Annotated in this window: 26 protein-coding genes; all 26 read right to left on the reverse strand. The window is 30.5% G+C overall.

All coding sequences use genetic code 11. The annotated features are described in order from the left end of the window. Positions 1–39: 39 nt before the first annotated feature. The 26 genes from AC23L6_RS09595 to AC23L6_RS09720 all read right to left on the reverse strand — a co-directional run bounded on the left by AC23L6_RS09595 (position 40) and on the right by AC23L6_RS09720 (position 26,332). The gene (locus AC23L6_RS09595; RefSeq protein ID WP_487561957.1) at positions 40–591 is read right to left on the reverse strand and encodes an acyltransferase family protein; all 552 of its coding nucleotides are present in this window, start codon (positions 589–591) and stop codon (positions 40–42) included. Beyond that, complete coding sequence (locus AC23L6_RS09600; protein WP_487561958.1) at positions 572–1,180, reverse strand: acyltransferase family protein; 609 nt, start codon at positions 1,178–1,180, stop codon at positions 572–574. Before AC23L6_RS09600 ends, AC23L6_RS09595 begins: the two co-directional genes overlap by 20 nt. 26 nt (positions 1,181–1,206) lie before the next feature. Beyond that, positions 1,207–1,887, reverse strand: a complete 681-nt coding sequence (locus tag AC23L6_RS09605; protein WP_487561959.1) for a GNAT family N-acetyltransferase — start codon at positions 1,885–1,887, stop codon at positions 1,207–1,209. Next, complete coding sequence (locus tag AC23L6_RS09610) at positions 1,877–2,809, reverse strand: glycosyltransferase family 2 protein (protein ID WP_487561960.1); 933 nt, start codon at positions 2,807–2,809, stop codon at positions 1,877–1,879. Before AC23L6_RS09610 ends, AC23L6_RS09605 begins: the two co-directional genes overlap by 11 nt. Positions 2,810–2,840: 31 nt before the next feature. Beyond that, positions 2,841–3,209: an EamA family transporter gene (locus tag AC23L6_RS09615; RefSeq protein ID WP_487561961.1), complete on the reverse strand. Its 369-nt coding sequence runs from the start codon at positions 3,207–3,209 to the stop codon at positions 2,841–2,843. Between the two features lie 18 nt (positions 3,210–3,227). Continuing rightward, positions 3,228–4,352, reverse strand: coding sequence for a DegT/DnrJ/EryC1/StrS family aminotransferase (locus AC23L6_RS09620; protein WP_487561962.1), 1,125 nt, complete (start codon positions 4,350–4,352; stop codon positions 3,228–3,230). Positions 4,353–4,386: 34 nt separating this feature from the next. After that, entirely contained in the window at positions 4,387–4,806 is a 420-nt protein-coding gene (locus AC23L6_RS09625; protein WP_487561963.1) for a sugar 3,4-ketoisomerase, read from the reverse strand. Then, positions 4,803–5,222, reverse strand: a complete 420-nt coding sequence (locus tag AC23L6_RS09630; RefSeq protein WP_487561964.1) for a sugar 3,4-ketoisomerase — start codon at positions 5,220–5,222, stop codon at positions 4,803–4,805. The genes AC23L6_RS09625 and AC23L6_RS09630 overlap by 4 nt, the downstream gene beginning before the upstream one ends. A gap of 33 nt (positions 5,223–5,255) precedes the next feature. Next, the gene (rfbB, locus tag AC23L6_RS09635) at positions 5,256–6,302 is read right to left on the reverse strand and encodes a dTDP-glucose 4,6-dehydratase (RefSeq protein WP_487561965.1); all 1,047 of its coding nucleotides are present in this window, start codon (positions 6,300–6,302) and stop codon (positions 5,256–5,258) included. A 135-nt stretch (positions 6,303–6,437) separates the two neighbouring features. Continuing rightward, a complete protein-coding gene (locus AC23L6_RS09640; RefSeq protein WP_487561966.1) occupies positions 6,438–6,908 on the reverse strand; it encodes a UpxY family transcription antiterminator in 471 nt (156 codons plus the stop codon). 12 nt (positions 6,909–6,920) lie between these two features. Further along, the gene (locus tag AC23L6_RS09645; RefSeq protein WP_487561967.1) at positions 6,921–7,382 is read right to left on the reverse strand and encodes a winged helix-turn-helix domain-containing protein; all 462 of its coding nucleotides are present in this window, start codon (positions 7,380–7,382) and stop codon (positions 6,921–6,923) included. A 183-nt stretch (positions 7,383–7,565) separates the two neighbouring features. After that, positions 7,566–8,960, reverse strand: coding sequence for a UDP-glucose 6-dehydrogenase (locus AC23L6_RS09650; RefSeq protein WP_487561968.1), 1,395 nt, complete (start codon positions 8,958–8,960; stop codon positions 7,566–7,568). Between the two features lie 36 nt (positions 8,961–8,996). Continuing rightward, entirely contained in the window at positions 8,997–10,271 is a 1,275-nt protein-coding gene (locus AC23L6_RS09655) for a nucleotide sugar dehydrogenase (protein WP_487561969.1), read from the reverse strand. Between the two features lie 25 nt (positions 10,272–10,296). Beyond that, a complete protein-coding gene (locus tag AC23L6_RS09660; protein ID WP_487561970.1) occupies positions 10,297–11,274 on the reverse strand; it encodes an SDR family oxidoreductase in 978 nt (325 codons plus the stop codon). An 8-nt stretch (positions 11,275–11,282) separates the two neighbouring features. Further along, positions 11,283–13,748, reverse strand: a complete 2,466-nt coding sequence (locus AC23L6_RS09665; protein WP_487561971.1) for an exopolysaccharide transport family protein — start codon at positions 13,746–13,748, stop codon at positions 11,283–11,285. Between the two features lie 7 nt (positions 13,749–13,755). Next, positions 13,756–14,541, reverse strand: coding sequence for a polysaccharide biosynthesis/export family protein (locus AC23L6_RS09670; RefSeq protein ID WP_487561973.1), 786 nt, complete (start codon positions 14,539–14,541; stop codon positions 13,756–13,758). A 70-nt stretch (positions 14,542–14,611) separates the two neighbouring features. Continuing rightward, positions 14,612–15,232, reverse strand: coding sequence for a recombination mediator RecR (recR, locus tag AC23L6_RS09675; protein WP_487561974.1), 621 nt, complete (start codon positions 15,230–15,232; stop codon positions 14,612–14,614). Between the two features lie 131 nt (positions 15,233–15,363). Beyond that, complete coding sequence (locus AC23L6_RS09680; RefSeq protein ID WP_487561975.1) at positions 15,364–17,739, reverse strand: GumC family protein; 2,376 nt, start codon at positions 17,737–17,739, stop codon at positions 15,364–15,366. Between the two features lie 9 nt (positions 17,740–17,748). Beyond that, positions 17,749–18,495 carry a polysaccharide biosynthesis/export family protein gene (locus AC23L6_RS09685; protein WP_487561976.1) on the reverse strand — a complete coding sequence of 249 codons (747 nt, stop codon included), beginning with the start codon at positions 18,493–18,495 and terminating at the stop codon, positions 17,749–17,751. Between the two features lie 207 nt (positions 18,496–18,702). Further along, positions 18,703–20,121, reverse strand: coding sequence for an undecaprenyl-phosphate glucose phosphotransferase (locus AC23L6_RS09690; protein WP_487561977.1), 1,419 nt, complete (start codon positions 20,119–20,121; stop codon positions 18,703–18,705). 115 nt (positions 20,122–20,236) lie between these two features. Continuing rightward, positions 20,237–20,986, reverse strand: coding sequence for a WecB/TagA/CpsF family glycosyltransferase (locus tag AC23L6_RS09695; RefSeq protein WP_487561978.1), 750 nt, complete (start codon positions 20,984–20,986; stop codon positions 20,237–20,239). Further along, a complete protein-coding gene (locus tag AC23L6_RS09700) occupies positions 20,986–22,140 on the reverse strand; it encodes a glycosyltransferase (protein ID WP_487561979.1) in 1,155 nt (384 codons plus the stop codon). The genes AC23L6_RS09695 and AC23L6_RS09700 overlap by 1 nt, the downstream gene beginning before the upstream one ends. A 68-nt stretch (positions 22,141–22,208) precedes the next feature. Continuing rightward, positions 22,209–23,393 (reverse strand): glycosyltransferase, encoded by a 1,185-nt coding sequence (locus AC23L6_RS09705; protein WP_487561980.1) that lies wholly within the window; start codon positions 23,391–23,393, stop codon positions 22,209–22,211. After that, entirely contained in the window at positions 23,390–24,130 is a 741-nt protein-coding gene (locus AC23L6_RS09710) for a protein kinase family protein (RefSeq protein WP_487561981.1), read from the reverse strand. Before AC23L6_RS09710 ends, AC23L6_RS09705 begins: the two co-directional genes overlap by 4 nt. 277 nt (positions 24,131–24,407) lie before the next feature. Then, the gene (locus AC23L6_RS09715) at positions 24,408–25,586 is read right to left on the reverse strand and encodes a nucleoside/nucleotide kinase family protein (RefSeq protein WP_487561982.1); all 1,179 of its coding nucleotides are present in this window, start codon (positions 25,584–25,586) and stop codon (positions 24,408–24,410) included. Then, positions 25,583–26,332, reverse strand: a complete 750-nt coding sequence (locus AC23L6_RS09720; RefSeq protein ID WP_487561983.1) for a glycosyltransferase family 2 protein — start codon at positions 26,330–26,332, stop codon at positions 25,583–25,585. Before AC23L6_RS09720 ends, AC23L6_RS09715 begins: the two co-directional genes overlap by 4 nt. Positions 26,333–26,344 lie beyond the last annotated feature (12 nt).

Raw genomic sequence — 26,344 nt, forward strand, 5'->3', positions numbered from 1 at the left:
TCTTTTTATTTTATGATAATAAATGTCATTATTTATAAATTATTTGGCATTATCACCACTAATAATATCTGAATATTTAACTTTTTTATTTATAAATATTTTCTCAAAATATTCATAAGATAAGGATGAAAGTAAAATAATTAAAATAAATACTAGGGGATATAAAATGTAATTACTTTGAAGGTCTAATGTCTGACAAATCTTTATTGACAACACTATTATTATAGGATGAAACATATATAATCCATATGATATTTTCCCTAAATAACTAAAAACATTCCATTCCATTGAAAATATTCTATCTGGATTTGAGGCGAAATTTATAATTAATATTCCAAACAGTATTGAATAAAATTCGTAGTGATAATCATTCAATTTAAAACCTATAGAAATCAGATAAATTGTAATTAACATTACACTATACTGAACTACCTTATTAAATAATATTTTTCGCAAACTATCTATTACTGGCTTATCTTTTTCATAAATTATCAATGCGAAAACACCACCAATCGCCATACAATCTATTGGAGTACTCTTCCAAAAACCTCTAAACACGTCAGAATAAAAATTATGTGGAAGATAAAACATATACCTCTTTATAAATAAATATTACTGAAAACATTAACATCCATTTACTTTTAATTTTTTTATTTAAAACTGGCCAAATTAAATAAAATTGTTCTTCTGCACCTATCGACCAAGTTTGAGAAGCATAAGGAATCGTTTCATAAATATTTAAAGCGAGATTCGGCAAAAAAAAGACATATAAAATCAATTTAAAAGATACATTATCCCATACTACTTCTTTTCCTATTTCAGGCCAACTAAAAAATTCGATAAATGGAAAAATAAAAAAAGCGAATAAAATAATTAAGAAATACAAAGGCCAAATTCGTAAAATTCTTCTAATATAGAATTTTTTAATACTTATTGTATTGGTTACTTCTTTCTCTATAAAAAGCAAATATGAAATCAGAAACCCACTTAATACAAAAAAAAGAACTACTCCAAGTTTTCCAATCATGCCAACAACCTTATTATCCCATAAATTGTCTAAATTAAACATTGCTTTAAATTGCTCAATATGATGAACAATAACAAGTGTTGCAGCTATGAATCGTATTGTATTTAAATTTTCAAAATATACTTTAGTATTTTTATTTTCAATTATTGACATAACTAAAATTCCTTTTTTTAATAACTTTATTTTTTCCAATAATGTTTTATAACTACCTCTTCGTCAATACCATAACCCATTTTAGAATAAAATTTACAAGCTGGGATATTTTCTTTTTGAGTTGGAATTTTTAATTCAAAAATGTTTTGAGAACTACAATATTCTTCTGCTTTTAAAAGCAACTTCCTACCAATTCCTTTACCTTGATGATTTTCAGAAACAGCTATCAAACCAATCGTTGAAAAATTATCATTATTTTTCACTGAGACAAAACCTATTACATCATTCTCTTCTTTAAAATAAAAAATTTTATCTGCAAACTCTTTACTTATACTATTATCCACCCATTTAGTGTATAATAATTCAAACTTATTTTTTGGAAAATTTGAATCCAATTTAAATCGGCTAAATTTTCCACTTTCAAAAGCTAGAGAATAGAAAAGCTCTTTATCAACAACTTCATCATCAAAATCAATTATCGAATTATCGAAAATTTTTAAACTATTATTTTCTAGTTTTTTATTAAAAACAACTTTAGTTTCTTGAAAAGATTTTATAAATCCATCGATTTCGATTTGTTCATTTCTTTTTTGCTTTAAAACTATTAGATGATAATTTTTAGATTCAGAAAAATCAGAGTTATTTTCAGTTTCACCAACTTCAAAACCAAAAAAATTACTATCCCAATCTAGTCTATTAATTTTCATATTTCTCATCAATAATAAAAATCGGTCTATTTTTTACTTGATTAAAAGTCTTACCTAAATAAATTCCAACAATTCCTATTGTTGAAATTATTATTCCTGACAATAACCATATTGAAATAATTAATGAACTAAATCCAGGTTCTTTTATTTGACCTGTAAGTGCTTGGATTAGATAATAACAACCTGAAAAAAATGAAATCGTAGAGATTGATAGTCCAATAAAAGTAAATATCTTTAGAGGCTTATCAGAAAATGAAATTATGGTGTCAAAGGCCAAGGAAATTAATTTTACCAAATTATATGAAGACTTACCATCTTCTCTTTCACTGTGTTCTACAACAATTGAAGTTGATTTAAATCCAACCCATTTAATAAACAAAGGGAAAAATTTAATATAATCATTTATTTTATCAATAGATTTAATCACTTTACTATTATAGATTCCAAAATTAGCGACTTCATTATTTATCTCAATACCAGATAAATAATTGAAAACAGTATAAAACATTTTTGATGATAGTCTTTTAAAAAAATTATCTTGACGGTTTTCTCTTCTCGCTAAAACAATATCATATCCCTCAAGAGCTTTTGAATAAAGATTTTTTATTTCTTTTGGTTGATCTTGTAAATCACAATCCATAACAACTATCCAATCTCCCTTTACTTCTGAAAGACCCGCTATGATTGTTGGATGTTGTCCAAAATTTCTACTTAATCTAATACTCTTTACTTCTGAAAATTTTGAGGAAAGTTTTTTCATTACTTCCCAAGAATTATCTGGACTCCTATCATCAACCAATATAATCTCATAGGTAACTTCTAATTGACTCATCGCTTTCTGAATTTCATCAACAAGTTTTTCAAGTATTCTTTCTGCTCTGTAAACTGGGCTTACGATTGAAATATGTGGTGTCTTTTTCATTGAATAAAATTTACACTATCAAATAATGGAATTAATACTTTACAGTAATAAATATACCTAAAATTATAAGTACTAATCCTGCTACCTTACCAATAGTAAAAGTCTCACCCAAAAATACAACTCCTATTACAAATACTAATGCTGGAGCTATGCTCATAAAAGGATAAGCCCGAGTAATTTCAAATTTAGTCATTGCTGCCATCCAAAAAAGAGAAGCGATAAAAGCCGACGCAAAACCAGAAAACACAAAAGGGTCAAATACTAATTTGGTTAAATAAAATACTTTATCCAACATACCTTCAGGCAAAACTACTTTCAAACCCGACAACCTCCATTTTAATACGATTTGACCGTAAACGGTAAAAAATAATGTGCCAAAAATGTAAAAATAAGGATTCATGATTTGTCTGTTTTTAAATTAGAAATCAAAATTATTTATAGCTTCTATTACCTGTTCAACCTCTTTTTCAGACAATATTGGATTTAATGGTAAACTCAAAACTTGGCTATGAATAGTATCAGTAATTGGAAAATCTAAATGATTTAAAGCTTTATATGCTAATTGTTTGTTTGGAGGAATTGGGTAATGAATTAATGTTTGTATACCATTGTTAGTCAGATGCTTTTGCAACTCATCTCTTTTAGGGTGACGAATCACAAACAAATGCCAGACATGCTCTTTATTTTCTTCACACTTAAGATTTGTATTTTTTGGAAACGGTAAAACTATTGATTCGCTTTTTATACCTTCAAGATAGAGGGAAGCTAGTTTTCTTCTGTATTCGTTTTCATGTTCCAAAAACTTCAATTTTATGTCTAAGAAAGCAGCTTGTAATTCGTCTAATCTGCTATTTAAACCCTGATATTCATTGATGTATTTTTTTTTACTCCCGTAATTCCCTAATGCTCTTACAATTTCAGCTAATTGATTATCGTTAGTTGTTACCGCTCCTGCATCGCCTAAAGCTCCTAAATTTTTACTTGGATAAAAGCTAAAAGCCGAAGCGTCTCCCAAAGCTCCTGTTTTTATAGAATTGTATTCAGCTCCTATAGCTTGAGCATTATCTTCAATAATTTTTAAATTGTATTTATTTACTAAATACAATAGTGTATCATCCCAACAAACTTGACCATAAAGGTGCACAACTAATATAGCTTTGGTTTTCTTTGTGATTTTTTTTTCAATTAAATCAAAATCTAGATTATAGGATACAAGAGAAGGTTCTACTAAAATGGGCTGTAATTTAGCATCAGTGATAGCAAGAATGGAGGCTATATAGGTATTAGCAGGAACGATAACCTCATCGCCTTCAGACATAATACCCAACTCTACATACGCTTTAAAAATTAATCGCAAAGCATCTAATCCATTACCAACACCTATTGCGTGTGAAGTCCCAATATATTTTGCTAAGTTTTTCTCAAAATCTTCATTTTTTTTCCCCAACAAAAACCAACCTGAATCAATAACTTCAGCTGCTGCTATTTTAAGCTCTTGTTGGTATTGATGATTAATTTTTTGTAAATCTAGAAAAGATATCATACGGATTTAAAAGGGGAAATAGTATCGTTTTACTTTATTCAACTAATTTCCATTTTAGGTAATTACTATAATCTCTTATATAATCCTCTTCATCAAAATCGTGGGATGCTAATACTAAACAAATTGCCCCGCTAGAAAAGTTCATTTCTGATGCCCATATTCCGGGAGGTATATGAAGTCCAACATCAGGTAAATTTAAAATCACTTTTTGTTGTGTAATTCCGTCATCTAAAAGCACCTCAAACGAGCCACTAGCTGCAACTAAAAACTGATGGCATTCTTTATGTGCATGAGCACCTCTAGAATCTCCTCCTTGTATGTCATAAAGATAAAAAACACGTCTTACAGAGAAAGGTATTTCTATATTATTGTTGATAGCAGTGATATGTCCATTTCTATCACCAGTTTTGGGTAAAATTAACAACTTGCAATCTGAAGTTTTTACTGGAATCATTGAGCTAATTCTTGTAAAAGTTCAAATTCTCTGACATAATCCTCTTCAGTAAATTCTTTACTTGAAATATGTAAACTCAAAGAATTAGTAGAAAAATTTTCCATATGACGCCAAGTTAAATTTGGCAAATAAAGCCCATAATAGGAGCGATTTAATGAATATCGTTCCGTTTTCCCGTCTAAATTGGTTACAACTACATCAAAACTACCACTTAAAGCTATAATAATTTCTTGTTGAGACTTATAAGCGTGTCCACCTCTAATTTCTCCACCAGGAACATCATAAGTCCAAAAAGTTCTTTTTATTTGAAAAGGTACCTGATCAGGGTTCTGCATGAAGGTTAAATTTCCTTTAGGATCTTGTATTTTAGGGAATTGTATAATTTTTGGCTTTGAAAAATCTTCTTTTAAACTCATGCAAAGAGTACTTTATAAATGGATAGAGGTAATCTACTCATACTGATTTTCATAGTATTTTTGATAATTTCCAGAGGTAACATTACTTAACCATTCTGAATTTTCCAAATACCAATCTATAGTTTGATCTAATCCTTGTTCGAACGTTACCGATGGTTTCCAACCTAGCTCTTTATTAATTTTACTAGCATCAATTGCGTAACGTAAATCATGACCTGGTCTATCTTTAACATAAGTAATTAATTTCTCTGATGCCCCAATTTCTTTACCTAACTTCTCATCCATTTTTTGGCATAATACTTTAACCAAGTCGATATTTTGCCATTCATTAAAACCTCCAATGTTATAGGTTTCATTATTTTTCCCTTCATGAAATACCAAATCGATTGCTACTGCGTGGTCTTTTACAAACAACCAATCACGTGTATACTTCCCGTCTCCGTAAACTGGTAATGGTTTATTATTTAAAATATTATTAATTAGAAGTGGTATTAATTTTTCTGGAAAATGATTAGGTCCATAATTATTAGAACAGTTGGTTATAACATAAGGCAAACCATAGGTTTCACCGTATGCTCTTACAAAATGATCTGAACTCGCTTTAGATGCTGAATAGGGAGAATTTGGTGCATAGGGAGTGGTTTCTGTAAATAAGCCAGTGGCTCCTAATGTTCCATAAACCTCATCTGTACTCACATGATAAAAGCGTTTTCCTTCAAACTGGTTGTTCCAAATTTCCTTTGCAGCATTTAACAAATTCATGGTCCCTATTACGTTCGTTTTCACAAAAGATAATGGGTCTGTAATAGAACGGTCAACATGTGATTCTGCTGCCAGATGAATCACTCCATCAAATTGATGTTTTCTAAAAAGTTCATTAATAAAATCGGCATCAGTGATGTCGCCCTTTATAAATGTATAATTCGATTCATTTTGAATATCGGCAATATTCTCTAAATTTCCAGCATAGGTTAATGCATCTAGATTAAACACATGATAATCAGAATATTTCTTTACGATTCTTCTTATCACATGTGAACCAATAAATCCTGCCCCGCCAGTAATTACTATTTTTTTCATTGTATTAACACTTTTTATTGCTACTAATTTTTCTAATTCTAAAGAAAAACACTATCAAAGTATTTTAGCTTTTTGAACGGCTTCGCCGCGTCAGTCCCATTAAAGAACCAACTAAATAACTCCATTTTGAAACACTTATAACAAATCAGATTTTGTTAAAGTTATCAGCACTCCTAATTCTTTGAGGACTAATTGTATGCTATTTTTCTTTATATGTTTTACTAATCCCTCTTTCCCTTTGAAAGGACCTTCAGAGATATTTATACTATCTCCAGCCTTTATATTTTTAACCTCAACAGCAGACATTACATTATTTAAGCTTTCCCGCAAAACATCAATCTCTTCATCTCTAACAATTGCGGGCTTTCCTAACCAAAATAAATACCTAACTACACCATTTACCTTAAAAACATTTTCTCTATCCTTTTCATCCACATTTACAAATAAATAGGAATTAAAAAGCGGTACTTGAACTTTCTTTTTTCTATCAGACCACTGCTTTATTTGTGTAACTAAAGGACAATATACAACAATTCCTATTTGCTGTAATCGTTCAGTTACTTTTTTTTCATTTCTAGGTTTAGTATAGATTACATACCAAGGCATAAATAATAATATTTAAGTTGCTTCATAAATAACCAATCCTTTACCGTTGTGCGCTTCGTTTATGTAAAACTTTATTTTCCGTTTTATCTCACCTTCAATTTTAATTGCCAGTTGATCGATATATTCTGTATTCAGTTGGCTTCCAATCAAAATGACTTCAATAACACCTGTATCATTTCCGTTAGCATAATCCCCTATAATGATTACTTTTTCAACATTTCCAATGCGATTCAAAATCATCTCAACCATTGCATCAATACCGATATGCTGACGAATAATTTTCTGCAAAATACCAAACAAGGGGTGTTTACTATTGGCTCTGTAAATAATTTTATTATTGACTGACTCTCTTTCTAAATAACCAGCCTCTAATAAATTATTTAATTCTTTTCTAATAGCATTTGTTGACTCATTTAATTCTTCGGCTAAACCTCGTAAATAACCATTGTTGGCGACATTTATAAAAAATTTCACCAAAATTCTTATGCGGGTTTTAGATGTAATTAAAGTTTCAAGCATAAAACACAAATAACGAGTAACAAAAGTACTCGTTATTTTTAAAAAATCAAATTAATACTGTTTGTTTTACATTATCATAATAATTCATGCTTTGAAATTATTAAATTGTAATACATATAACTTTTGGTTAACTACCCATTAATTTTCCCTTCCTATAGCATTAAAATGGAAACCAATTGCTTTCATTTCTTTTGCATCTAAAATGTTTCTACCATCAAAAACAAAGGCCGGTTTTTTCATATTATCATAGATTCTTTTCCAATCATAGTCTTTAAATTCATCCCACTCTGTCAATATAGCAATTGCGTGAGCGCCTTTACAAACTTCATAAGGATCATCAAAAACACTAACCGCTTTATTAATTTCTTCTGAAGGTCTTGATTTAAGGTAAAGTAAATCGTTTACAATTTGTTTTTCCTTAACTCTTGGGTCATAAACAGCAACATTGGCTTGTTCATGTAGTAAGTAATCCGCAACATTTATTGCTGCAGATTCTCTGGTGTCATTGGTGTCTTTCTTAAATGCCCAGCCTAAAAAAGCTATTTTCTTGCCAGAAACAGTATTATATAACGTTTGTACAATAGTACTGGCAAATCTTTTCTTCTGATGATCATTCATAATCACTACCTGTTCCCAATAATCTGCAACCTTGTTTAAACCATACGATTTAGCAATGTATACAAGGTTTAATATGTCTTTTTGAAAACATGACCCACCAAAACCTACAGATGCTTTTAGGAATTTTGGTCCTATCCTAGAATCCATTCCTATAGCTTTTGATAATTCATTGACATCTGCTCCTGTCTTTTCACATAGTTCTGACATAGCGTTAATTGAAGAAACACGTTGTGCTAAAAAGGCATTAGCAGTCAATTTTGACAGTTCTGAAGACCAAAGATTTGTTGTCAAGATTCTATCTTTTGGAACCCAATTAGCATAAACTTCAACCAAAGCATCTATTGCTTCATTACCTCCATTGATATCTCCTCCAATTAAAACTCTATCTGGATTCAATAAATCATCGACGGCTGTGCCTTCGGCAAGAAACTCTGGGTTTGAAAGAATTTGAAATTGAACTCCATTACCTGTATTATCTAAAATATTTTTAACTGCCTCAGCTGTTCGCACTGGAAGAGTTGATTTTTCGACAACAATTTTATTATCTTTTGCAACGCTCGCTATTTGTCTTGCGCAAAGTTCAATGTATTTTAAATCTGCAGCCATACCTTTACCCAAACCATAAGTTTTGGTTGGAGTATTTACAGAAATAAATATCATCTGAGCTTCGTCTATTGCTTTTTCAACTTCGGTAGAAAAAAACAAATTTCTACCTCTTGCTTCAGCAACTAAATCACTCAATCCCGGCTCATAAATTGGAATATTATTTACATCCGAATCATTCCAAGCTGCGATTCTTTCAGCATTTAAATCAACTACAGTGACTTTTATATGTGGACATTTTTGTGCAATAATTGCCATTGTTGGTCCACCAACATATCCAGCACCTATACAACAAATAGAAGTAATTTTCATCTATGTAATTTTTATTATTTTAATATATAGCTATCTCTATAGTTTACCATCTGCCTGACTTCCCAGAATCCCTTTCACATCATAGAGTATTGCTTTTTCTTTTTTAATTAATTCAAAATTAATTGTAGCGAATTCTTTGTGTGCAACTCCTAAAACTATGGCGTCAAACTTTTCGTTGGGTAATGAATTGGTAGTAAACAAACCATATTCATGTTTAACCTCGCTTGGACTAGCCCAAGGATCAAAAACCGAAACATTTATGCCGTAATCCTTTAAAGCAGTTATAACATCCACAATTTTAGTGTTTCTCACATCAGGGCAATTTTCTTTAAAAGTAATCCCTAGCATCAATAATTTTGCACCATTTACAACAATATCTTTTTTAATCATTAATTTAACCACCTGAGAAGCTACATACTCGCCCATGCTATCATTTAACCTACGACCTGCTAAAATTATTTCTGGATGGTATCCCATTTCTTGAGCTTTTTGTGCCAAATAGTAGGGATCAACTCCTATGCAGTGTCCACCTACTAATCCTGGTTTAAAGGGTAAAAAATTCCATTTTGTTCCGGCTGCTTCGAGAACATCATGGGTATCAATTCCCATGATATTAAATATTTTAGACAATTCGTTAACAAATGCAATATTGATATCTCTTTGGGAATTTTCAATAACTTTTGCTGCCTCAGCAACTTTTATTGTTGGAGCCAAATGAGTTCCAGCAGTAATAACCGATTTGTATAAATTATCAACCTTAATTCCTATTTCTTTAGTTGAACCCGCAGTAACTTTTAATATCTTTTCTACAGTATGCTGTTTATCTCCAGGGTTAATTCTCTCAGGAGAATATCCTGCAAAAAAGTCAACATTAAATTTCAATCCGCTCATTCGCTCCAATACTGGAACGCATTCATCTTCTGTAACTCCAGGATATACGGTTGATTCATAAATGACAACATCTCCTTTTTTTAATACTTTACCTACCGTTTCACTTGATTTGTACAATGGAGTTAAATCTGGACGATTATTCTTATCAACAGGTGTTGGAACTGTAATAATATAGTAGTTACAATCCTCTATATCATTGATGTTAGTAGAACAGAATAATCCTACTTTACCATTTTGAGGATTTTTTAATAAAACAGATTCCAACAATGTTTGTTCCACCTCTAGGGTACTGTCGATTCCTGAATTTAATTCATTAACCCTAGATTGATTAATATCAAATCCTACAACGAGATATTTAGTTGCAAACAATCTTGCTAATGGTAGTCCAACGTATCCTAAACCTACAACAGCTATTTTCATTTTTATTAAATTATTATGTATTGATTTATTTTAAATTTTCCCAATACCATTTTACAGCCTCTTTTAATCCACTTTGCATTGAAAATTTGGGTTCATATCCCAATAGTTTCTTGGCTTTTTCAATACTAGCTAGGGAATGAGGTATATCACCCGCTCTATTAGGGCCATAAGTTACAGAAATATTTGCAATTGACGCATCAAATTCTGAAAGGTATTCTTTGAGGTATTTTATCAAATCATTCAAAGTAGTTCTATCACCATAAGCTGTGTTATAAACTGTGTTTACAGCTTCTGGGTTGGTTGTTGTCATTGCTAATTCATTCATTTGAATAACATTGTCAATGTATGTAAAATCTCTTGAAAAATTACCATCTCCATTAATCACTGGACTTTTATATTCCATGAATTGCATTACAAATTTTGGAATTACCGCAGCATAGGCTCCATTTGGATCTTGTTTTCTACCAAACACATTAAAATATCGTAATCCTATGGTTTCTAATCCATAGGTTTTACTGAAAATATCTGCGTACAATTCGTTGACATATTTTGTAATTGCGTAAGGTGATAATGGTTTACCTATTTTCTCTTCAATTTTTGGAAGACTTTCAGAGTCCCCATAAGTTGAAGAACTTGCAGCATAAATGAATCTTTTTACCTTGGCATCACGTGAAGCTACCAACATATTCAAAAACCCTGAAACATTAACATCATTAGTAGTGATAGGATCATTTATTGACCTAGGTACAGAACCTAAAGCTGCTTGGTGTAAAACATAATCCACTCCAAGAACTGCCTCTTTACAATCTGATAAATTTCTAATATCACCTTCTATAAGTTTGAAATTTTTATCGTTAGAGAAAGCAACTAAATTGTGTTTATGCCCAGTAGAGAAATTATCTAAACAAACAACTTCATATTTCTTTGATAAAAAATACTCGCAAAGGTTTGAACCAATAAAACCTGCTCCTCCTGTAATTAAAATTTTGATGTTTTTTGTCATGTGAAACACTATTTATTTTTATTAGAAACTAGCGAAACTATCTTTTTAAAAATATTTTTAGGCTTTTCTTCCTCGTGATATCCTTCTGCATAATTTCCGTAACCGTAGCCATAACCATACCCATATCCGTAACCAGTTCCGTACTTGGCTTTATTTTGATATCCGTTAAATATGATACTAATATTACTTAACTCTCCTCTTTTAAGTCTATTATTGAGAAGTGTAACCATATCTTTTTGAGTGTAATTTTGTCTCATGATATATAGGATTATATCTGAATATTCTGCCAACTCTATCGCATCTGAAACCAAACCAACAGGAGGAGTATCAAGTATTATATAATCGTATCTATCTTTTAAAATACTCATAAATTCTTTCATACTATCACCGATAATTAGTTCAGACGGATTGGGAGGAATTGGCCCTGAAGTAATTACATCGAGATTAGGTATATGTGTTTTTTGTATTACTTCATTTATCGTTTTTTGACCTATTAAATAGTTAACAACTCCTATTTCATTTTTTATTTTAAAATCATCAAAAATCCTAGGTTTTCTTAAATCCATCCCAACGATGACCGTTTTCTTACCACTTAGAGCAAATACGGTAGCAATATTGAGCGAGCAAAACGTTTTACCTTCACCACTTACTGAAGAGGTAATCATTAATGTTTTTGTTCCTTCGATATCCTGTTTTTTATACAAAAACTGTAACGAAGAACGAATGGCTCTAAACGATTCTGATAATGCTGATTTTGGCTTTTCAAAAACTGACAAATTTGAAGTACCGTGTTTGATTCCAACAACTCCTATTATGGGTATACTCGTAAGTTTATTAATATCTTCTGTGTTGAGGATAGAATTTTCAAGGAAAAAAATTACAAAAATTATAACTAGAGGAATAAGTAATCCTAAAAAGATAGCTAAGACATAATTTACATTTGTATTTGGACCTATCAATCCTCCACCGATATCTTTTGCTTGATCTACAAAATGTATATCAGATAAGTTTGCCGCTGTAGCAATTTGAGCCTCACTCCTTTTTTGTAAAAATGAATTATAGATATTATCACTTAAATCAAATTTTCGAACAATTTTCAGATACTCTTGTTTGTCCTCAGGTAATTTTTTAATATTATTTTCTATTTCAATAATTTTATTATTAACCAAAGACAAATCGTATTGTAGCGAGCTATTTGCTGAATTAATATTTTCTAACAATACTTTTTTGATGGCATCCATTTGTATATCAAACTCATTGAATATTTTTTCACTCTTGATAGAATAGGCCATTTCAGATCGTTGAGTAGATAATGCAATTAGTTTAGATACATTTGTAACTATATTTGGGTCGTCGATACCCGCTACTGTTGGGGCAGGAAGTTTAGAATAATCAACACTATTTTTTAAATACGATTTCAATGAATTATAATAGACTATCTTTCTTGTAATCTCCTCTCTTTTTAAATCGTATTCTGTTAATTGACCTGAAATTTCAGCACCTCCTCCTTCAATTTGAAACATATTTTTATCCCTATTGAATGACTTTAGCTCATCTCCATTGTCCTTTAACTGTTTTCCTATAACAATCAATGTACTATCTATAAATCTAATGGTGTTTGTAGCAAATTGATTTTTTCTTTCCAATTGATTTCTTATCAACATTTTCACAGTAGAATTTAAATAATCTACCATCCTTGCCTTGTTAGATCCAGTGAGCGATAAGTTTAAAATTGAAGCAGCTTTAGAATCAATCTCTACATCTATACCTTGATATCTTGAAACCACACCATCAAAACTATTAAATCGAACAAAATATTCGTTACCATTGTATTTACCTGGATTGTCATTAATTTCTAATTTCCAATTTAAAAATGGCAAAGAAACTTGCTGACCAACTTTGTATCTTTTGACAAACTCTTCCTGAACTACATTAGTTTCACTATTACTGTTGTCAGAATAAAGAATCAGAGGAGCGTGTGTACTTTCAAATTTAATTTTAATCTCATACTCGGATTCACTTAAAAATTTAATTCCAATCAAACTACCACTTAATTGTCCTTTATTTTTATCAATTACAATATGAAATGGAATTTCTCCATAAACATCTTTATAATTGTATTTACCTTGTTGTAAATAATCAATATAAAACTGAAGGTTATCTACCACCATCTCGTTGTGTGACCTAGACCGTAATGTATTTGAAATAAGTTGAACTTGGTCTGAAGTTCCTCCCCAATTAAAAACTAAACTAGTTGATGCGGTTAAAAAAGGATTATTCTCTTCTTTAATAGCAATTGAAGTTTGCATCGCATAAATTTTTTCTTTTCTAATATTAACCTGATGCGCAATTGTTAAGGTTATTAATAAACTAATTATGAACCATTTCCAATAACTAGTGATTTTTATTAAAAACCCTTTAAAATCAAAGCTATTTTGACTTTCAAAAAATGAAAAATCTTTAGTATCAATCATCCTTTAATCAATTTGTTAAAAGTAAATAAGTTGTAGTAATTAATGAAAAGATGGTAATTAAAGAAGACAAAGATTGTATACCTGTTGTACCTGTTCCCCAAGTCTTTTGCTTGAGTGGTTTGACATAAATATAGTCGTTAGGTTGAATGAAAAAATAGGGGGATTTCATGGCATTTACGTCTGTCAAATCAATCTCGTGCAACTCTGTGCCGTGAGGGAATTGTCTAATTACAGTAACTGCTTTTCTATCTCCCGTAAGAGTAATATCTGATGCATTAGCAATTGCTTCTAAAATAGTTACCTTGTCTTGATACAAAATTTTTGTTCCTGGCGAAGTAATTTCTCCATTGATAGTATAGCGAATTCCACTTAATTTAACTGTGACAAAGATGTTTGCTTCTTTATTAAAATATTCCTCAAGCAGTCTTTTCTCTACTAGTATTCTTACCTCTTCGGTTGTGAATCCGATTACACTTAACTCGCCAAGAACAGGAATCCTAATGACGCCATGATCATCAACGGTATATCCATCGAAATACAATCCAACATCTGTTTTTGTGTTCAAATTAGATTCTGAAGGACTAAACATAGCCACTAGCTTTTGATCCAAAGCCTTGATAGTTATGGAAATCACATCGTTAGTCTGTAATCTGTAAGGTTTAGAAATAACTTGATTAATAACTTCACTTGCTTGAAGATTATCTTTGTCTTGAAGATATATCAAATCTTTTGTTGGCACACAAGAACTCAAAACAAGACCAACAAGAAGCAAATAGAGTATACTTTTATTCATTTTTAGGAAAAATTGCAAACAAAGATAGTTTTTCATTTATAAATACAAAAAAGAACATCATTAATTTGAACTAATTGTTTTTCATAGAATTCTCAAAAGGAACACGTTGTAAGATACTTCGTCCTAAAGTAACTTCATCTGCATATTCCAATTCATCACCAACGGATATCCCTCTTGCAATTGTTGATGTTATTACAGTATCATCATGAATTTGCTTGTATATGTAAAAATTTGTTGTATCGCCTTCCATTGTAGGACTCAAAGCAAAAATGATTTCTTTAATGTTTTTTGATTTAACCTTGTCAATCAAAGTACTTATGTTTAACTGACTTGGGCCAATTCCGTCGATTGGAGAGATTTTCCCTCCTAAAACATGATATATACCTCGAAACTGTCCCGTATTTTCTATAGCCATGACATCACGAACATCTTCAACCACACAAACTGTTTGGTGATCTCTATGAGGATTATTGCATATTTCACAGACAGAATTGTCTGATATGTTGTGGCAATTTTTACAAAACTTTATTTCTTCTCTCATCAGCGTTAAAGCTTGCGATAAAAAAATGGTTTGCTCTTTGGGTTGCTTTAACAAATGCAATAGTAATCTCAATGCAGTTCTTTTACCAATCCCTGGCAATTGAGACATTTCATTAACTGCTTTTTCTAGTAATTTAGACGAAAATTCCATGCAGCAAAAATACAATTTATTTATGCAATGCTTTAGTTAGAAACTATTAAATAAATCAAAGATTTGTTCATCAATAAAAAAGTCAATAAAGAAAATTTCTTCATTGACTTTTTTATTAAATCTAAAATATTCTATTGATTACTTTTTAGAAACTTCTCGTACCAAGATTTATTAGTCTTAATCTTATAGCCATAGCCATAGCCATACCCTTTAGTAGAGTCGGTGTCATTAAGAAGCAAACACATGTTTGGTAATTTCTTCTCTTTATACAGTGAGTTTGGAATATTTAACATTCGCTTACCTAAAAAATTTGCCCGGAAAACATAAATAAAACAATCTGCATACTTTGCAATCAAAAGAGTATCTGCCACTAGTCCAATTGGTGCTGTGTCAACTATTATATAATCGTATTGAGATTTTAACGACTCAAAAAGTTCTTCAACTTTTTTACCCATTAATAATTCTGCTGGATTGGGTGGAATTATCCCAGCTGGAAGAACATAAAAATCATCATATCCTTTTTGTTTTATAATTAAATCATTAATATTTATCCCATTTGTAGATAAGTAATTGGTTAATCCTTTATTAGGAATTGTGAAGTATTTATCTAATCTAGGACTTCTAATATCCATCCCTATTAGCAAAACTTTTTTCCCAGAAAGGGCAAAAGTAGCTGCCAAATTTGCTGAAACAAACGTCTTCCCTTCTTGAGGAAATGAGGAGGTTACAAAAAACTTCTTTGCTTGATTTTCGTTGTCTTTATTAACCATAAATTCTAGGTTAGATCGGATAATTCTTAATGCCTCCGCTGAACTTGTTCTACTATTAGAATTCATGATTTCAAATGGAGAATCAGATGTTGGAATATCACCAATGAACGGAATTTTTGTCTTGCCCTCTAAATCCAAACGACTTTTAATTTTGTTATCTAGTAAATCACTGATGTTTATTACCCCAAAAGGTATTATAAAACCTAATAAAAATGCCGCTAAGTATATAATTGTTCTTTTTGGAGATACTGGTTTTTTTAAAGCCTTCGCAGCATCAACAACTCTGGCATTTGGTTCAGTTGCAGCCAAAGAAATGGCTGTTTCTTCTCGCTTTTGAAGTAAATACAAATACAATTCTTCTTTAACCTTTTGCTGTCTTGCTATTACCCTAAATTGACGCTCTTGAACTGGGATTTTACCAATTTTATTATTCAAATCTCCTTCTTTCCCTTTTAAATCTTTCTTTTGAATGTATAAATTAGATTGCATTTGTTTTAAACTTGCACTCACATTTGATTTTAAAGAAGCTATTTGTTGGTCTATTTTAATTACAGTAGGATTTAATGTAGTAGCTGTTTTCAAAATTCTATTTCTATCTAAAACCAGCTGATTATAGGAGTTAATTAATCCCGATGCATCACTTTCACCTGCTATTATGTTGGTCGGCAATAAATCTGAATTAGTTGCTTTTTTGATGAATTCCATCATTGATGCAATCATATTCAACTGAATTTCGGTCTCTAGAACCTTTTTATTGTAATCACTTGAGCCTTCTATATATAATTTAGCTTCCGTCTCTACATCCGTCAATTGATTTGTTCTCTTAAAACTTTCTACATCTTGTTCTACCCCTTCAAGTTCTTGAGTGATTAAGGTAAGTCTGTTTGCGATAAATTTTGAGGTTGTTTCAGAAATAAAATTTTTGTCTGCAGCAGCATTTTCGTTATAAATTTTAACAAGCTGATCCAAAAAATCTTCTGCTTTTTTTATTATGGGATCAGTAATCGACAATGAAACTACACTGGTTGTCTTACTCATAGAAGTAACATTTAGTCGCTTCTGAAAGCTTTCAACAACTTCCTCAAGAGGGCTAACTGTTATCGTTATTGAGATGTTAGAATTTTTGAATATGCTCTCGTTTTGCCCTGATTTATTAATAATTAAATCCCCATATGCTGTTCTTATAAGTTCACCAAATTTGAACTTTTTTTTACTGTTTAAGAGTAATTTCGATTCACTATCAGATGTTTCGTTTTCTATTTCGAAATAATCATTAGAAAAATTGATACAGTTAAAAACCATATCTGTTGAATAAAACTTAGGTGTCCTATTTATAAAATTTACATCTATAGGTGAGTTTCCATAAATCTCACTATCAATTAAACTCCCTTTAATAAATAATGTAATATTTAAGTTCAATTTTCTAACTGTACTTTCAACTAATGTTCTGGATTTAAGAATCTCAATTTCATTATCAACATTTCCTTTGAAACCAGCCGCCAAACCTAAATCTGAAAAAGCAGATAACTCAGAGAGCATACTACCTTTTTTCTCGTCCTTGACCAATATAGTTGTTGTAGCCTGATATTGGGGTGTTGTATATCGTAAATATAAAAAAGCAAAAAGAAGGCAAGAACTGATTCCTATTAAAAACCATTTCCAATGAACGAGATATTTGTCTAATGTATCTCTTAGATGGAACTCGTGCTCTTGAACTTTATTAGATTTTTTTCCCATTAAAATTTTTTATTTTGTAGTGGTTACAATAAGTGTTATCAAAGTAATCAGTAATGAAGTTATAGAAATAATTACACTTGTATTTGGACCTACTGCTGAACCATTAATCTTGTTTTTGTTGGGTTCAACATACACCACATCATTTTGAGATAAATAATAGAATGGAGAATTAATAAAATCTGCTTTTGTTATATCAACTCTGTTATATGTTTTCACACCATTAATTTCTCTTATAACCAAAATATTATCTCTCCTACCATAAATGGTTAAATCTTTTGCCATCGATAGTGCTTCAATTAAGGTAACTCTTTCCGAATTAATAGAATAGGTACCTGGGAGAACAACCTCTCCTTGAACGGAGATTTTAAAATTCAAAATGCGAAGATTTATAATCGGTTTTTCAATATATTTTGATATTTTTTCTTGAAATACTTTCAAGACTTCTGTTCTGGTTAATCCTCCAACTTTTAACTTCCCCAAAATTGGAAAATCAATACATCCCGCAGCATCAACTAAATACAACTGCATTGACTGTTGTCCCATCAGCATATCAGGTTGCTTTGAATTTACTGCACCAAAAGTTTTTAAATTGAATGGAATTGCCGTTTCTTGATCTTCAGCAGATACAATAATCATTAATAAGTCATCTGGCTGAATTTTAATTTCGTACGAAATGGATTCCTTAGGATTTGATAAATTGTCTATATTCTGATAGTAAACTATATCTTTTCTCGATGCACAAGAAAAAATTATCATTACTAAAAAAAGAGGCGCGATTTTTTTCAACAAAAATAAATAGCTCCTAACACAATTATTATTTATTTTAAACATCACTTGATTCTGACTAAAATGGATATTAATTTCACATGTAAACGCTACACATAGGGTACAAATATATGTATTAATTGTTAGTAGACCCTAAAAATAAAAATCATCAAATCTATTAGAAAAATTCAAAGATAATCAATAAGCATTTTTTTCACCTCTTAGTACGTTGGCAACAGTTTGATAAATAATCTTTAAATCTAACAAAAAACTCCAATTTTCAATATACCAAATATCATAATCTACTCTATCCTTCATATCTGCCAGCTCTTTTGTTTCCCCTCTGAGACCATTTATTTGAGCCCATCCTGTAATCCCAGGTTTGGCATAATGACGAACTAGATAATTATTGATTAATTCTGAATATTGCTCTGTGTGTTTGAGCATATGAGGACGTGGACCTACAACAGACATGTTACCCCAAAACACGTTTAAAAATTGTGGTAACTCGTCTATGTTAGTTCTTCTCAAGAATGCACCTACTTTGGTAACCCGCTTATCTCCCCTAGTTGCTTGCTTTTCATCTGCTTTTTTGTTCAAATACATTGTTCTAAATTTCAAACATATAAAAGGATGATTGTCTCTACCTGATCTTTCCTGCTTGAAAAATATTGGTCCAGGCGAATCAATCTTTATCAATAGTATTATTATTGGAAACAGCCAAGGAAAAATCAAAACAATAACTAAAAACGAAAAACAGAGGTCAAATGTTTTCTTTAAAAGCAGATTTAGCGTTAATTCAAGTGGTTCCTTCCTTAACATTAAAACTGGTGTGTTTTCATAAAAACTAATCTCAACTCTTCGCGATTTAGTATACAATTGAAAGTCAGGTATAAATTTAATACGCACCATATATCGTTCACATAAATCAGTCAATTGATTGATTATTTTGATATTGTCAATATGAAGAGCAACGTACATTTCATCAACATTATTTTTAATAAGATACTCTTGTATTGCATCAAAACCACCTAATATTGGAGAAGAAATAAAAGCAAAAGGGTCTACCTTGTCATCAAAAAAGCCAAGTACTCGATATCCGTATGTTAAATCCTTTGATAAAATTTTTCTAATATGCTCTCCCGTATCATTAGCTCCAACAATTATGACATTACTATAATTGTATCCCTTTGCTCTGACATATTTGAGTAGTTTCATAAAAAAAACTCTCGAGACAACGAGAAAAACAAAGAAAATTATATAGAAGTAAAATAATCGTAAACGAGATATCTCATAAAATTTTAGAACTATCACAAATGCTGCTATCAAAGCCGCATGTACTAAAACTAATCGAATTGTTCTAATCAAAATTGATTCAATTCTCTCGATACGAATAATTCGATAAGCATCTTTGTACAGCAATAGTATAATCCAAAGCAGATTTGAAAGTAATGATATCGTCTGAACTTCTTTTAAATCAATATCAGAAATATCACCATTTCTAATTAAAAAAGATATAATTATAGCACTATTTAACAATACAATATCCCATAAAAGGAAACATAGTTTTATGTAACGCGCAAATCTATATCTGGCGAGCTGCTTTAAGAGTGACATATTTGGAATTAGAATTTTGTGGTATTCTCTTGAAAAAAGTTAATTCGTAAACAATAAAATTTAAAATAAATCAATAATTTTTCAATCGGCAAAGTAAGAATTTTGATCGAATAAATTATACTTTTTTTGAAAAAACAGTTCGAAATCCCTCTTTTACAATATGATTAATGAAGATAGGACCATAATATAAATATCTTTTGCTCATACGTTTTGGCTCCTTTATCAATCGAATAAACCATTCTAGTCGTAATTGAATCCAAAAAGAATGTGGTCGTTGAATTGTGCCAGCATAAAAATCAAATACCGCTCCTATAGAACAAATAGTTCCTGCATGTATTACATCTCTATTTTTATAAGCCCATTTCTCTTGTTTTGGCGCAGTCATACCTACAAACAAAACATCTGGATTAAATGAATTAATTGCTTTTAGCATTTGTTGATTTTCAAAATCTGAAAATTCTGTTTTATAGGCTGGCGAAAAAGTTTCAACTTTAATGTTTGGAAATTCTTTAGAAACTCTAGTTGTAATTTTTGTCAAAGTACTCTCAGAGGAACCTAGATAAAAGCATTTTCCTCCCTTACTATTTAAATCATTGAGAAGAAATTGATGTAAATCTGCTCCTGCTATTTTTTTAATTTTTTTTCCTTTCAACAATTGTATCGCTGCTACAATGGCCATGCCGTCAGGAAGCAACAAGTCAGATTTTATTAACGCTTCCTTAAATTCTAAATCTTCATTTGCAATGCAAAAAGAATATTGATTGAGAGTCGAGATAAGTATTTTTTTTTGAAATGACAATTCAGACAAATCCCCACTATAGATGGAATAATCCATTAAAGAAACCGATGGAATTGATTTGTGCATTATCTATTTTTTATGTTGTAAATTGTATTAAAAAACTCTTTTTGTAATTCTTTAGAATATTTTGTCCTAAATTCTTCGGAAGCTTTGGAATACATTTGACGCTTTTCTTCAATGCCCAGGGAGTTGAAATGAATTATATTTCGCATCAAACTATCTTTATTTCCATACTCAAAAAGAAAGCCATTAGATCCATGAAAAATCATTGAAGTCATTGCTCCTATGTTTGATGCTATTACTGGAGTACCATAGGAAAAAGCTTCGATTATGGTCATTGGCATCCCTTCGTACCAGACAGAAGGAAAAATTAATGCTTGGGCTTTTTGCATTTCTTCAGCAACTTTAGCAACACTTAAATTTCCTAAATAGGTAATGTTCTGGAATTCTTTTTCAACTTCGACAACTCTATTTTTTAATGGCCCGTCACCCGCTATTTTCAAATCAAAAATAGCATTTTTAAATGTATCTAAGAGCATTTCAATCCCCTTTTCCTCTGAAAGACGACCAATAAATAGGAAATGTTTTTCTCTTTCATTAAATTCCATTTTCTTTTGATGTTCAGTGAAATTTGGTTTAACGATAAATTTTTCTTTCGAAATACCGAAATTTGACTCTTGGAAGACCTTAACACTAAACGGTGTCAAACAAACATAAGCATCGATTTTTTTCCACGTATCAATTTTTTTGTGAAACCAAACCACAAAAGCAAGCCAAAATGTTTGCAAAATTGACGAGCGATACACTCTTTTTTTAACTGCTGACCAGGGAAAAGATTGCGATAGACTTTTCGTAAACAAATGTCCTTTATGATATAAAATACCTGAGGGACACAATAAACGATAATTATGAATTGTATGAACTATTGGTATTCCGATTTTGTTAATTTCTCTTATAAATAAAGGTCCAATAGCAAAATGCCAATTGTGAACATGCACTATGTCGGGCTGAAAATCTAAAACTTTTTTTACTATTTTTCGACTTGCTGTTCTATTCCAAATAGAGCTTAAAAATTGTAATGCTCCTCTTATTCCACCATTATTTTTAAAGTACAAAACTTCAACTTCATGGTATTGTTTTAGCAATTCCATTTCCTGAAACACTACAGCATCTTCACCACCACGATATTGATAATGAGTATGTATTAAAAGAATTTTCAATGGGGCTTTGTTAAATGAAAGGGTAAAATTATAATTTAATTTTTAATTAATCTGAATAATGGTTAGAGTTATTGTGCTATGATGTGTTTTATCCTACTTGTTTTGGGTTTTTCACTAAAATAGTCTTTATAACATTCTATTATCTTTTGGGACTCGCTAACCAAAATTGCAGGATCTGATAGTAATTTGCCTAGTAGTATTTTTATTTTTTCTTTATCCGATTTAAAATTGTCTAATTCAAAACCAAAACCAATCCCTTTATCTAAATAAACATGATGAACTCCTGCTTTTGAAACTAAAAAAGGCACCCCATAACTCATCGCTTCTAACAAAGAAGCTGCTCCAGAATCGTGAAGTGATGTTGACACAAAAAGCGAAGCATTTTTTAAAAGTTGCAACATATCCTCTCGTTTTTTGAATTTACTGTAATGTATGATATTTTGATTATCTATAAAAGACTCAATCGCAGAATAGTAAGGACCATCTCCAATAACAATTAATTTGTAATCTGTTGGATTATTTGCAATAAACTCGCTAAAAGCTTCTACGAAAAGATGCGTCATTTTCCAATCAATAAGTCTATTGGCAATAACAATATTTTTCTCCAGATTTCTTGCCTCGAGATGTTTATCCTTATCAAAAACCATGACTTCAACAACTACCTTATGTTTATAATAATTGGGAATCATGTTTGCGCTATCTGGAGAAGAACAAATAATTTTTATAGATTTTGAACACCCTAAATAAAATAATGGATTTATGTATATAGAATTTCTCAATACAATTCTGTACAATTCTTTCAAGGCATCGACCACTTTAAACGCTCTTAAATAACTTAAAGGGAAAGATTCCCCGCCACCTAACGGTCCCCAAATAAACTTAAATGGTAATATGAAAAAAATTGGAGGATAATACATTGGAGTAAAAGTTAACTGATGGATTATTGCTCCTTTATACTCCTTATAATTAGATAGTAAATGAAAAAAAACTAGAAATTTCCAGATAAAATAATAGACACGAGTACCTATTATCTTTTTAATAAATAAAAGTTTCTTTGGCAAATCTATCCCTTTACTGAATAACGTTTTGTTGTCTACTATTTCTTTTACATTGTTGTTTTTTCTAGTGAGCAATAAAATTTTTTCGTTATTACAAATTGACGTAATAGCTTTTGTCCAATAGTAGCCGACACCGGGTTCTGAACCACTATCCTCACAGGCATAAGCAACTATTATTCTGTCGTATCTTCTCATCTTTTTGTAAACAACTGATAGCTGTATTCTAATAATTTATTTTCCGCCTTTGAATCTTCACCTTCATTCATACTTACTAGTATTTTGTGAACTAAAAACACAATCAGCAACTCAAGAAACTCTTTTATTTTAATTTTACTTTCCAAATAATCAACAATCTTTTCACACTCAAAAAGCCCTTCCATTTTAGTCCCAGTATGATAATAGTAATTAAAAAGATCTAAATGTTCTAATCCATCTTTGACAAAATACTCAAAGTCAAAAAGTTTTATTTTATTTTTTTTGTCAACAAAGATATTCCATGGAGCCAAATCACCATGCTCATAGCATAAGGAATACAATTCCTTAGATGAATGAGAAACATTTTCAAGGATTTGTACAAAATCCAACCGATTTGACTGATTTGAAAAAGCTATAAGTTGCCTCAATCTAGGATGTTCCGATAAAATAAATTTTGTATTTCTCTTTAATTTATTAAGTTCCACTAAAAGTTGTGAATGCGATATAGGTTTGTTAATTCCTTTTATTTTTTTTACGATGATGTACATGTAACCATCAAAATCACCATTGGCAATTAAATATTCCTTTTTTACAATTTTTGTGGCAGAAGCTAATACGTCTATCGCCTTTAATTCATTCATAATCTTTTGATTACCAGAATCATTGAGCCCAATTTTCAAATATCCTAACAACTTTCCTTGCTCTACTAACAATTGCAAAACTACTTTATCTTTCACAGTTGGATAGTAAATAGAGGAATGTATTTTTTGCCTAAATTTATTTTCAAGGTGAATTATAAATTTACCCGAAGAATATTTTTTAGAAAGTATTTGCCTAAAAAAAGGAATGTTTAACATCAGAAAATAAACAATCTTCTTTAGAATTATTGCTTTTGCAGAAAAAGGATTATATAACTGAATTGACTTTTTAGTAAATGCCGATGAAGAGACATTCAAAGAGACCCGATTATTAAAAATTGGTAAATCAATGTAACTGCCCTCAGAAAAAAACTCTTTAAACTGCACTTTTCTTTTTATTTAGGATTTCAATTAAAACTTGATTCACAATTTGAGCTACCGAATGTGAAACATCAATTTTTGTATACTCATACTCTTCAGATAAATGAGTGTAGCGATTCAATTGTAATTGAAGTTCTTCTACGGTTACTTCTTTTTTTCTGGAGTAAATTACCTGAGTTTCTGCCAATAGAACAAAAGTTAATTCGGGTTTAGGTATTAACAATCTTGCAACTTTTACTGCAAAAACAACTCCTCCATAGCGATATCGCTTCGGGTCGGCTATAATATCGTCAAAATACCTGTCAAAAATAATTATTGTAGGTGTTACTTTGAGTGGCCATATACTTAAAATCCAATTTATATTATACTGAAACACTAAATATACTAATTTTAAATATGACAGTAAAGGGGAATATGGAACGCTTCCATGTGGGTCGTGAACTGTACTTGAATTCTTTTTTTTCTTTATGGGCTTTAAATGAAAATAATTAAAATTAACAAATGGATTTTGGCTTTTTACTCCCTCAATTATTGTACTTTTTCCAGAACCATCAGGTCCTAAAAAACAAATTGTTAGGCTTGATCTTTCATTGATACGTAAAAAAAGCAATTGGACTTTTTGCAGCCACTTTTTGACAGTAAAAATATGTGAGGAAAACCTATCGCTCTTGTTAGCATACAAACTATTTAGTGTTTCCCTATTTGTTGAAGAAATCAATTTTTTCAAATAATCGAAATGGCTATCTATTTTTTCTCTCTTTGAAGCTTTCTTAGTTATGTAATAATCAAACTCGTTAGCATCAGAAATTTTAGTGAAATGAAAATCCCCTACGCTAACTTTTACAGTTTGAGATAAGAAATTTTTAACGTTTATCCCCAATAAATTTTGGTTAGAAAAAGTAATATCTAATTCAATTTTAAAACTATTCCAGTTATTAAAAAAAATAAGATTAAAACGATGTGTCCCTAAATCTATAGAATGATTAATACAATATCCGTCATTTTGCTCACAAAAAGTTTTTACAAACTGTAATAATTGTTGTTTGTCAGAATCTACTATTAAATCTATATCACTATCTGTTGAGAATACATCTTCAACATGGTGAAGAATTGCATAATCAAATCTATCATCAAAAGCATTAAAAAAATCGGAAATTAAAATACTTCTTGTCATTTGAATTTTCTGTAAATTTCCAGAGCTATTCTTATCATCACTGCAAACGAACATTCAAAAATGTTCATTCCTGCATTTCGCCTTGCAATAAAATTCTCTTGTATTGATTTAGATAATGGTAGATGCCCACTTATGCCTCCAAGTCTGTAATTAGTAGTAACTTGAGGTATATAACAAAAACTGTTCTTGTTCTCTATAAAAGCTGACAATACAAATTGATAATCTGAAAGGGATTTTAAATTGATATTGTATTTACGCTTTTGATATACATCTTTATGGATAAACATTGTTGGGTGATTTAGAATCATTCCGTGATATTTAAACAAAAAATCGTTTGTATTGGCTTTTCTAACAAAACTAGCTCCATTAGGCAAAATACATCTTTTATCTGCATGAAATATTTTTTTTGAAATGTCTTTTTGGTAGGCTTGCACAACGAGTTCTACAGCGTTAGCTTCATACCAATCATCACTATTGATTAGCCCTATTATTTCCCCTTTTGCATACGAAATTCCCTTATTCATTGCATCATAAAGTCCTTTATCTGGCTCTGTAAGCCAAAAATTGATACTATCTTTATATTGATTGATAATATCCAAAGTTCCATCTGTAGAACCTCCGTCAATAATTATGTACTCTATGTTTTTATATGTTTGATTACAAACGCTCTGAATGGTTTGTTCAAGAGTTTTAGAACCATTGTAAACAACTGTTATTATACTTATTAGCGGATTATCTGTGTTCATTTCTCGCACAAA

The sequence above is a fragment of the Flavobacterium sp. R1_16 genome, from assembly GCF_057652095.1.

Bases quoted from the DNA above. Each gene is read 5' to 3' on its own strand.
- AC23L6_RS09650 (WP_487561968.1), bottom strand. From the start codon at position 8,960: ATGAAAATTACTTCTATTTGTTGTATAGGTGCTGGATATGTTGGTGGA.
- AC23L6_RS09615 (WP_487561961.1), bottom strand. From the start codon at position 3,209: ATGAATCCTTATTTTTACATTTTTGGCACATTATTTTTTACCGTTTAC.
- AC23L6_RS09660 (WP_487561970.1), bottom strand. From the start codon at position 11,274: ATGACAAAAAACATCAAAATTTTAATTACAGGAGGAGCAGGTTTTATT.
- AC23L6_RS09630 (WP_487561964.1), bottom strand. From the start codon at position 5,222: ATGAGTTTAAAAGAAGATTTTTCAAAGCCAAAAATTATACAATTCCCT.
- AC23L6_RS09665 (WP_487561971.1), bottom strand. From the start codon at position 13,748: ATGATTGATACTAAAGATTTTTCATTTTTTGAAAGTCAAAATAGCTTT.
- AC23L6_RS09685 (WP_487561976.1), bottom strand. From the start codon at position 18,495: ATGATAATTTTTTCTTGTGCATCGAGAAAAGATATAGTTTACTATCAG.
- AC23L6_RS09620 (WP_487561962.1), bottom strand. From the start codon at position 4,352: ATGATATCTTTTCTAGATTTACAAAAAATTAATCATCAATACCAACAA.
- AC23L6_RS09705 (WP_487561980.1), bottom strand. From the start codon at position 23,393: ATGAGAAGATACGACAGAATAATAGTTGCTTATGCCTGTGAGGATAGT.
- rfbB (WP_487561965.1), bottom strand. From the start codon at position 6,302: ATGAAAAAAATAGTAATTACTGGCGGGGCAGGATTTATTGGTTCACAT.
- AC23L6_RS09595 (WP_487561957.1), bottom strand. From the start codon at position 591: ATGTTTTATCTTCCACATAATTTTTATTCTGACGTGTTTAGAGGTTTT.
- AC23L6_RS09690 (WP_487561977.1), bottom strand. From the start codon at position 20,121: ATGTCACTCTTAAAGCAGCTCGCCAGATATAGATTTGCGCGTTACATA.
- AC23L6_RS09715 (WP_487561982.1), bottom strand. From the start codon at position 25,586: ATGACAAGAAGTATTTTAATTTCCGATTTTTTTAATGCTTTTGATGAT.
- AC23L6_RS09640 (WP_487561966.1), bottom strand. From the start codon at position 6,908: ATGCCTTGGTATGTAATCTATACTAAACCTAGAAATGAAAAAAAAGTA.
- AC23L6_RS09605 (WP_487561959.1), bottom strand. From the start codon at position 1,887: ATGAAAATTAATAGACTAGATTGGGATAGTAATTTTTTTGGTTTTGAA.
- AC23L6_RS09600 (WP_487561958.1), bottom strand. From the start codon at position 1,180: ATGTCAATAATTGAAAATAAAAATACTAAAGTATATTTTGAAAATTTA.
- recR (WP_487561974.1), bottom strand. From the start codon at position 15,232: ATGGAATTTTCGTCTAAATTACTAGAAAAAGCAGTTAATGAAATGTCT.
- AC23L6_RS09655 (WP_487561969.1), bottom strand. From the start codon at position 10,271: ATGAAAATAGCTGTTGTAGGTTTAGGATACGTTGGACTACCATTAGCA.
- AC23L6_RS09695 (WP_487561978.1), bottom strand. From the start codon at position 20,986: ATGCACAAATCAATTCCATCGGTTTCTTTAATGGATTATTCCATCTAT.
- AC23L6_RS09625 (WP_487561963.1), bottom strand. From the start codon at position 4,806: ATGATTCCAGTAAAAACTTCAGATTGCAAGTTGTTAATTTTACCCAAA.
- AC23L6_RS09670 (WP_487561973.1), bottom strand. From the start codon at position 14,541: ATGAATAAAAGTATACTCTATTTGCTTCTTGTTGGTCTTGTTTTGAGT.
- AC23L6_RS09610 (WP_487561960.1), bottom strand. From the start codon at position 2,809: ATGAAAAAGACACCACATATTTCAATCGTAAGCCCAGTTTACAGAGCA.
- AC23L6_RS09720 (WP_487561983.1), bottom strand. From the start codon at position 26,332: ATGAACACAGATAATCCGCTAATAAGTATAATAACAGTTGTTTACAAT.
- AC23L6_RS09680 (WP_487561975.1), bottom strand. From the start codon at position 17,739: ATGGGAAAAAAATCTAATAAAGTTCAAGAGCACGAGTTCCATCTAAGA.